An 8312-nucleotide genomic window follows, 5' to 3' on the forward strand; every position below is an offset into this window, starting at 1 on the left:
CCGCGGTTCTCACCGCGGCGCTTCGTCGTTTCAGCCTGTCGCGAGGATCAGACGCCGGGCTCGGCGGTCTCGGCCTTGTTGAGCGCGAGTTGCGCCGCTTCCTCGGCCCGGTCCTTTTTGATCTGGGCGGTGCGCGACCACATATTCAGCCCTTCGACCAGGGCCGAGAAGGCCATGGCGGCGTAGATGTAGCCCTTGGGCACGTGGACGCCGAAGCCGTCGGCGATCAGCACCATGCCGATCATCAGCAGGAAGCCGAGGGCCAGCATGACCACGGTCGGGTTCTTGTCGATGAAGTCAGCCAGGGGGTCCGAGGCCAGCAGCATGACCAGGACGGCGACGACCACGGCGATCATCATGATCGGCACGTGATCGGTCATGCCGACGGCGGTCAGAATGGAATCGACCGAGAAGACCAGGTCCAGCATGATGATCTGGATGATGGCCGAGCCGACGTTGTTGATGACGGCGTCCTTCTTGTCCTTCTCCAGCATGTCGTTCGACGGGGTGGTGTCGACGGCGTGGTGGATCTCCTTGGTGGCCTTCCAGACGAGGAAGAGGCCGCCGGCGATCAGGATCAGGTCGCGCCAGCTGAAGGCGGTGTCGAAGGTCTCGCCCTGGAAGCCCAGGTCGAAGACGGGCGCCGTCAGGCCGACGATCCAGCCGATGGCGGCCAGCAGGGCCAGACGCATGATCAGGGCCAGGCCGATGCCGATGCGGCGGGTCTTCTGGCGGTGTTCGGGCGGCAGCTTGTTCGACAGGATCGAAATGAAGATCAGGTTGTCGATGCCAAGCACGACTTCCATGACCACCAAGGTCACGAGGGCGGCCCAGGCGGCGGGGTCGCTCAGCAGGGGAGTTATGCTTTCAAGCATCGGGGTTCCAGAATGTGATGTAGGCCTTAGCGGTAACGGTAGCGTGAGGTTGCATCAAGCGGTTGCGCGCGTCGACGTCGTCGCACCCGGCACGTCGGACACCAGGGCGCCGGGACCGCCGGCGGCCATGACGGCGGCGCGGACGGCCGCGTGGTTGGCCAGGCTCTGGGCCTCGACATAGACGCGACCGGCCTGCGGATAGGCGGCGCGGATGCGCTGCTCCAGCCGGGCGACGGTGTTCTCGACGTCGGCGGCGGTGAGATCGTCGTGGAAATCCAGGCTGAGGGCGACCAGGATTTCGTTCGGCCCGAAATGCATGGTGCGCAGGTCGTTCAACCCGACCACGCCGGGCTCCTCGACGGCGATGGCGGCGACGCCGGCGCGCGTGGCGGGATCGGCGGCCTCACCCGTCAGCAGGCTCTGGCTTTCATAGGCCAGGAAGCCGGCGGTGATCGCCAGCACCACCCCGATGGCCACCGAGGCGACGCCGTCGATCATGGGCAGGTCGAAGACCTGGCTGGCGACCACCCCGATCAGGGCGATGACCAGGCCGGTCAGGGCGGCGGTGTCCTCGAACAGGACGGTGAAGACGGTCGGGTCCTTGCTGTCGCGCACCGCCCGCAGCAGGGGGCGGCCCTCGCGCTGGCGGTTGAAGGCTCTCAGCGCCACCCACCACGACGCGCCCTCGAACAGGACGGCCAGGCCCAGGACCACATAGTTGACCCAGGGGTTCTCGATCGGTTCCGGCGCACGGATGCGGTCGACGCCGTGCAGGATGGAGATGACGGCGCCGAGGCCGAAGATCAGGACGGCGACGACGAAGGTGTAGAAATAGAGCTGAAGCCCGTGGCCGAACGGATGCGTTTCGCTGGCCGGGCGGGCCGCGCGCTTCAACCCGATCAGCAGCAGAACCTGATTGCCGGTGTCGACCGCCGAATGAATGGACTCGCTCATCATGGCCGCGCTGCCGGTGAACAGGGCGGCGGCGAACTTGGTCGCGGCGATGGCGGCATTGCCCGCCAGGGCGGCGAAGATGACGTTCTTGGAGGTCGAGGCGGCCATCGAAACCCCTAGCAGCGCGCGAAAAGAGCGCGGGTGCGACCTTATCGTTCCGTCCCCGTCGGTTGCGACCTGGGACCTTGCGTGCTATCAGCCGCGCGGCTTTAGCGAAGGATGCATCGAAAGATGTGTCCCAAGTGTGCTTTCTGCAAGCAAATCAAGCCCTTGGCTGGCGCGGGAGATCGCGGCCGGCCTCGACCCAAACGCTTCAAATCGCGGACCTTTATTACGTGGCGGACGATTTCAGAACGACGGAAGTCGGCGAACGGTATGCTCAGGCGCTGTTCGACCTCTCGCAAGAGACGGGGGCGCTCGACGCCGTGCGCGGCGATCTCGCCTCGCTGAAGGCCGCCTGGCTGGACAGTGCGGACCTGCGCCGTCTCGCTCGGTCGCCGGTCATTTCGGCTGACGACCAGGCCAAGGGCCTGTCGGCCATCGCCGACAAGGCGAAGTTCAACGCCACGACCAAGAAGTTTCTCGGCCTGCTGGCTGAAAACGGCCGCGCTCGCGACCTGCCGGGCGTGATCGCCGGCTTCCAGGCGCTGCACGCCAAGCTGACGGGCGTCGTGGCCGCCGAGGTCGTCTCGGCCCTGCCGCTGTCGGCGGCCCAGACCAAGAGCATTCAGTCGGCCCTGCGCGCGTCGCTCGGCCGCGATCCCGAACTGACCGCCCGCGTCGATCCGTCGATCCTGGGCGGCCTGAAGGTCAAGGTGGGCTCGAAGCTGTTCGACGCCTCGCTGAAGACCAAGCTCGACCAGATGAAGTTCGCGCTCAAGCGCGCCTAAGCCCCGAATTCCAAGTTCAAGCCGGGCCAGCGGGCCCGCACCGAAGACGAAAGCCAGAGAGCCCACCATGGACATCCGCGCCGCCGAAATCTCGGCCATCCTCAAGTCGCAGATCGCCAACTTCGGCGTTGAAGCCGATGTTTCCGACGTCGGCCAAGTGCTGTCGGTCGGCGACGGCATCGCCCGCATCCACGGTCTGGACAACGTCCAGGCCGGTGAAATGGTCGAATTCCCCAAGGCCGGCGTGAAGGGCATGGCCCTGAACCTCGAGCGCGACAACGTCGGCGCCGTGATCTTCGGCGCGGACGCCGCCATCGCCGAGGGCGATGAAGTCCGCCGCCTGGGCGAAATCGTGGACGTGCCGGTCGGCAAGGGCCTGCTGGGCCGCGTCGTCAACCCGCTGGGCGAGCCGATCGACGGCAAGGGCCCGATCCAGTTCACCGAGCGTCGCCGCGTCGACGTCAAGGCTCCGGGCATCATCCCCCGCAAGTCGGTTCACGAGCCGATGCAGACTGGCCAGAAGGCGATCGACACCCTGATCCCCGTCGGCCGCGGCCAGCGCGAGCTGATCATCGGCGACCGTCAGGTCGGCAAGACCGCCATCGCCATCGACACCATTCTGAACCAGAAGAAGGTCAACGCCTCGACCGACGAGTCGGCGAAGCTGTACTGCATCTACGTCGCCATCGGCCAGAAGCGCTCGACGGTGGCCCAGATCGTGAAGACGCTCGAGGAGTCGGGCGCTCTGGAATACACCATCGTCGTCGCCGCCACGGCTTCGGAACCGGCCCCGCTGCAGTTCCTGGCCCCGTTCGCCGGCACCGCCATGGGCGAGTTCTTCCGCGACAACGGCATGCACGCCCTGATCGTCTATGACGACCTGTCGAAGCAGGCTGTGGCCTATCGTCAGATGTCGCTGCTGCTGCGTCGTCCGCCCGGCCGTGAAGCCTACCCAGGCGACGTCTTCTACCTGCACAGCCGCCTGCTGGAGCGTTCGGCCAAGCTGAACGAAGACAATGGTTCGGGCTCCATGACGGCTCTGCCGATCATCGAAACCCAGGCCAACGACGTCTCGGCCTACATCCCGACCAACGTGATCTCGATCACCGACGGCCAGATCTTCCTGGAATCGGACCTCTTCTACCAGGGCATCCGTCCGGCCGTGAACGTCGGCATCTCGGTGTCGCGCGTCGGCTCCTCGGCCCAGATCAAGGCCATGAAGCAGGTCGCCGGTTCGATTAAGGGCGAGCTGGCCCAGTACCGTGAAATGGCCGCCTTCGCGAAGTTCGGCTCGGACCTGGACGTCTCGACCCAGAAACTGCTGGCGCGCGGCGCTCGCCTGACCGAGCTGCTGAAGCAGCCGCAGTACTCGCCGCTGGCCGTCGAAGAGCAGGTCGTGTCGATCTACGCCGGCACGCGCGGTTACCTGGACAACGTGGCGGTGTCGGACATCGGCCGCTTCGAGAGCGAGCTGCTGGCCCGCGTCCACTCGAACCACGCTTCGCTGCTGGAAGGCATCCGCACCAAGAAGGCGCTGACGCCGGAACTGGAAGCCGAACTCAAGGACGTCCTGGCCGCCTTCGCCAAGACCTTCGCCTAAGACCTGACCAGAGAGCGAGAGTAGCGCCGGATGGCCAGCCTCAAGGAAATGCGCAATCGGATCGGAAGCGTCAAAGCGACGCAGAAGATCACGAAAGCCATGCAGATGGTCGCCGCGGCCAAGCTGAAGCGCGCCCAGGAGCAGGCGGAGAACGCCCGCCCCTATGCGTCGCGGATGGCCTCGGTCATCGCCAACCTGGCCGCCGGCGTCTCGGGCGACGGCGCGCCGAAACTGCTGGCCGGCACGGGCGCCGACCAGCGTCACCTGATCGTCGTCGCCACGGCGGACAAGGGTCTGGCGGGGGGCTTCTCGTCCAACGTCGTCCGCGCCGCCCGCGACCGGATCAACAGCCTGATCGCCAACGGCAAGGACGTTCGCGTCATCGCCGTGGGCAAGAAGTCGCGTGATCCCCTGACGCGCCTGTTCGGCGACAAAGTCGTCAAGACCTTCGAGCTGAGCGAGCACAAGGTCCTGGGCCTCGCCGCCGCACAGCCGATCGCCGAACTGATCGCCGAGAGCTTTGAAGGCGGACAGGCTGACGTCGTCACCCTGTTCTACAGCAAGTTCCAGTCGGTCATCTCGCAGGTTCCGACCGCGAACCAGCTGATCCCGGCCGTCGTTGCCGGCGACGCTGAGCCGATCGACCTGAACGGCGCGGTCTACGAGTATGAACCCTCGGAAGAGGAAATCCTCGAGACCCTGCTGCCGCGCAACCTGACGACGCAGATTCTGGCCGCTCTCTACGAGAACCAGGCCGGTTTCTTCGGCGCGCAAATGGCCGCGATGGACAACGCTACGCGCAATGCGGGCGACCTCATCAACAGCCTGACGCTCCAGTACAACCGCAAACGCCAGGCCCAGATCACAACCGAGCTGATCGAGATCATCGCCGGCGCCGAAGCGCTCTGATCCCGACCTGCCAGACATTCCGATACGGACACGCACGATGACCGACACCACGAAGAAAACCGCAGCCAAGAAGCCGGCTGCTCCCAAGAAGGCAGCCGCCGTCGCCGCCGTCGCAGGCCAGGGCAAGATCGCCCAGGTCATCGGCGCCGTCGTCGACATCGAGTTCACCGGCGCCCTGCCGGCGATCCTGAACGCGCTGGAAACCCAGAACGTCGACCAGAAGACGGGCCAGCCCTTCACCCTGGTTCTCGAAGTCGCCCAGCATCTGGGTGAGAACATGGTCCGCGCCATCTCGATGGACACCACCGAAGGCCTGACCCGCGGTCAGCCCGTCGTGGACACCGGCAAGTCGATCATGGCGCCGGTCGGTCCGGGCACGCTCGGCCGCATCATGAACGTCGTCGGCCAGCCGATCGACGAAGCCGGTCCGATCAAGACGACGGAATACCGTCCGATCCACCGCGAGGCTCCGACCTTCGAAGAGCAGTCGACCTCGTCGGAAATCCTGGTCACGGGCATCAAGGTCATCGACCTGATCTGCCCCTACACCAAGGGCGGCAAGACCGGCCTGTTCGGCGGCGCCGGCGTCGGCAAGACCGTGACCATGCAGGAACTGATCAACAACATCGCCAAGGCTTACGGCGGTTACTCGGTTCTGGCCGGCGTGGGTGAACGCACCCGCGAAGGCAACGACCTGTACCACGAGATGATCGAGTCCAACGTGAACGTGGACCCGGCCAAGAACAACGGCTCGACCGAAGGCTCCAAGTGCGCCCTGGTTTACGGCCAGATGAACGAGCCCCCCGGCGCCCGCGCCCGCGTCGCCCTGACCGGCCTGTCGATCGCCGAGTACTTCCGCGACGAAGAAGGCAAGGACGTGCTGCTGTTCGTCGACAACATCTTCCGCTTCACGCAAGCTGGTTCGGAAGTGTCGGCTCTGCTGGGCCGCATCCCCTCGGCCGTGGGCTATCAGCCGACGCTGGCCACCGAGATGGGCAACCTGCAAGAGCGCATCACCTCGACCAAGAAGGGCTCGATCACCTCGGTCCAGGCCATCTACGTTCCCGCCGACGACCTGACCGACCCGGCGCCCGCCGCCTCGTTCGCTCACTTGGACGCGACGACCGTTCTGAACCGCGACATCGCGGCCCAGGCCATCTTCCCGGCCGTGGACCCGCTGGACTCGACCTCGCGCATCATGGACCCGCTGGTCATCGGTGAAGAGCACTACACCGTCGCCCGTCGCGTTCAGGAAACCCTGCAGCAGTACAAGGCGCTGAAGGACATCATCGCCATCCTGGGCATGGACGAACTGTCGGAAGACGACAAACTGGTCGTCTCGCGCGCCCGCAAGATCCAGCGCTTCCTGTCGCAGCCCTTCTTCGTGGCCGAGCAGTTCACCAACTCGCCCGGCAAGTTCGTCGAGCTGAAGGACACCATCCGTTCGTTCAAGGCGATCTGCGACGGCGAATACGACCACCTTCCGGAAGCCGCCTTCTACATGGTCGGCGCCATCGAGGAAGTCGTCGAGAAGGCCGCCAAGATGGCCGCGGAAGTCTGATCCATGGCCGGTAAGCTGAACTTCTCCCTCGTCGCCCCGGAACGCGAAATCTTCGCGGGCTCGGTCGATCAGGTCGATGCGCCGGGCGTCGAGGGCGACTTCGGCGTCCTGCCGGGCCACGCGCCCTTCATGACCACCCTGCGCGAAGGCGTCGTGACCGTCTATGAAGGCGCTGCGCGTCGTCAGTTCGCGGTCAAGGGCGGCTTCGCCGACGTCAACGGCGAGGGTCTGAGCATCCTGGCCGAAGAAGCCTCGGAAATCGTCGAAGCCTGAGGCTTCTGCGACGCAGACAAGATCAAGGCCCCTCGCTTCGGCGGGGGGCCTTTTTCGTGTCATCGATACAAGAACCCGCTCATCCCGGCGGACGCCGGGATCCAGTAAGAGCCACACCCGCCGCAGCTCGCATTTCGCCAGCTTCGGGCAGCGCCCTTTAGGCCAAAGGACTGGATCCCAGCGTGCGCCGGGATGAGCGGTAGTGGAGGGGAAGCCTCAGCTCTTCGGCAGGTCCTCGAACGCCGCCACCACCTGCTGATAAACCTCGCGTTTGAACGGCACGATCAGGTCGGGCGCTTCCTCCAGCGTCCCCCAGCGCCAGGCGTCGAACTCGGGCTCGCCGTGGGCGGCCAGGTCGAACTCGCTGTCCTCGCCGGTGAAGCGGAAGGCGAACCAGACCTGCTTCTGGCCCTTGAACCCCTTCCACGCCTTCGGCCCGCCCATGCCCTCGGGGAAGTCGTAGACGATCCAGCCCCCGGTGCGGCCCAACAGTTCGACCGAGCGGACGCCGGTCTCCTCCTGAAGCTCGCGCAGCGCGGCGGCTTCCAGGTCTTCGGCTTCATCGACGCCGCCCTGCGGGAACTGCCAGTTCCACGGCTCGGGCGTCTTGGCGCGGCGGCCCAGCCAGACCTGCCCGGCCTGATTGAACAGCACCACCCCCACGTTGGGACGATAGGCGGAAAGATCGGTCTGGCTCATTCGTCCCGATTACGCCGCGCCGCGACCGCCCGCCAGCCGTAACCGGGCCTTAAGCGGCGGCGGGGCAGTGTGGGGCATGGATCGTCGCGCATTGATCGGCCTCGCGGCCTTGAGCACTGGCCTGAGCACCGCCCTGGTCGCCGCTGAAGCCGAGGCTTCGGGCAAGAGCGAAGGCGGCGGGGCGCCCGCCAACGCCTACATCCCCCTGCCCACCGCCACGGCCACCATCCTGCGCCGCGACGGCCGCCGGGGGGTGATGACGGTCGAGGTCGGGGTCGACGTGGCCGATGCGGCGCTGCGCACGCGCGCCGATCAGTCCAAGCCGCGCCTCAGCGCCGCCTACAACGAAGTCGTGCGGCTGGCGGGCGAACGCCTGCTGCCCGGCGCCCCGCCGGACGTGGAGTGGCTGAGCCGCGCGCTGCAGGCCGCCACCGACCGCGTGCTGGGCAAGCCGGGGGCTAGGCTGCTGCTCGGGACGGTGATGGTGGTCTAAGCGCTCCACCTTTCGTCATCCTCCGGCGTAGCGAAGCGAAGACCGGGGGACCCAGCGG

The 8312-nt window shown here is 66.3% G+C and carries 9 protein-coding genes; 6 read left to right on the plus strand and 3 right to left on the minus strand.

Going from position 1 to position 8312, the window contains the following annotated elements; all coding sequences use genetic code 11:
* Positions 1–47: 47 nt before the first annotated feature.
* Positions 48–875 (minus strand): TerC family protein, encoded by an 828-nt coding sequence (locus tag ACREEF_RS14855; protein WP_431566345.1) that lies wholly within the window; start codon positions 873–875, stop codon positions 48–50.
* A 54-nt stretch (positions 876–929) separates the two neighbouring features.
* Positions 930–1937: a cation diffusion facilitator family transporter gene (locus tag ACREEF_RS14860; RefSeq protein ID WP_431566346.1), complete on the minus strand. Its 1008-nt coding sequence runs from the start codon at positions 1935–1937 to the stop codon at positions 930–932.
* A gap of 227 nt (positions 1938–2164) precedes the next feature.
* Between ACREEF_RS14860 and ACREEF_RS14865 the strand changes: the two genes are divergently transcribed.
* From ACREEF_RS14865 to ACREEF_RS14885, 5 genes are all read left to right on the plus strand, one after another.
* Positions 2165–2719 carry a F0F1 ATP synthase subunit delta gene (locus ACREEF_RS14865; RefSeq protein ID WP_431566347.1) on the plus strand — a complete coding sequence of 185 codons (555 nt, stop codon included), beginning with the start codon at positions 2165–2167 and terminating at the stop codon, positions 2717–2719.
* A gap of 67 nt (positions 2720–2786) precedes the next feature.
* The gene (gene atpA, locus ACREEF_RS14870) at positions 2787–4319 is read left to right on the plus strand and encodes a F0F1 ATP synthase subunit alpha (RefSeq protein WP_431566348.1); all 1533 of its coding nucleotides are present in this window, start codon (positions 2787–2789) and stop codon (positions 4317–4319) included.
* Between the two features lie 30 nt (positions 4320–4349).
* Complete coding sequence (locus tag ACREEF_RS14875) at positions 4350–5228, plus strand: F0F1 ATP synthase subunit gamma (protein ID WP_431566349.1); 879 nt, start codon at positions 4350–4352, stop codon at positions 5226–5228.
* A 37-nt stretch (positions 5229–5265) separates the two neighbouring features.
* Positions 5266–6789: a F0F1 ATP synthase subunit beta gene (atpD, locus tag ACREEF_RS14880; RefSeq protein WP_431566350.1), complete on the plus strand. Its 1524-nt coding sequence runs from the start codon at positions 5266–5268 to the stop codon at positions 6787–6789.
* 3 nt (positions 6790–6792) lie between these two features.
* Positions 6793–7062: an ATP synthase F1 subunit epsilon gene (locus ACREEF_RS14885; protein WP_300196953.1), complete on the plus strand. Its 270-nt coding sequence runs from the start codon at positions 6793–6795 to the stop codon at positions 7060–7062.
* Between the two features lie 216 nt (positions 7063–7278).
* On the opposite strand, the gene ACREEF_RS14890 is transcribed toward ACREEF_RS14885, so the two are convergent.
* The gene (locus ACREEF_RS14890; protein WP_431566351.1) at positions 7279–7761 is read right to left on the minus strand and encodes an RNA pyrophosphohydrolase; all 483 of its coding nucleotides are present in this window, start codon (positions 7759–7761) and stop codon (positions 7279–7281) included.
* Between the two features lie 109 nt (positions 7762–7870).
* On the opposite strand from ACREEF_RS14890, the gene ACREEF_RS14895 reads away from it, so the two are divergent.
* A complete protein-coding gene (locus tag ACREEF_RS14895) occupies positions 7871–8254 on the plus strand; it encodes a Tat pathway signal protein (protein ID WP_431566352.1) in 384 nt (127 codons plus the stop codon).
* Positions 8255–8312: the final 58 nt, after the last annotated feature.

This window comes from Brevundimonas sp., assembly GCF_050729455.1.
Lineage (GTDB): Bacteria > Pseudomonadota > Alphaproteobacteria > Caulobacterales > Caulobacteraceae > Brevundimonas.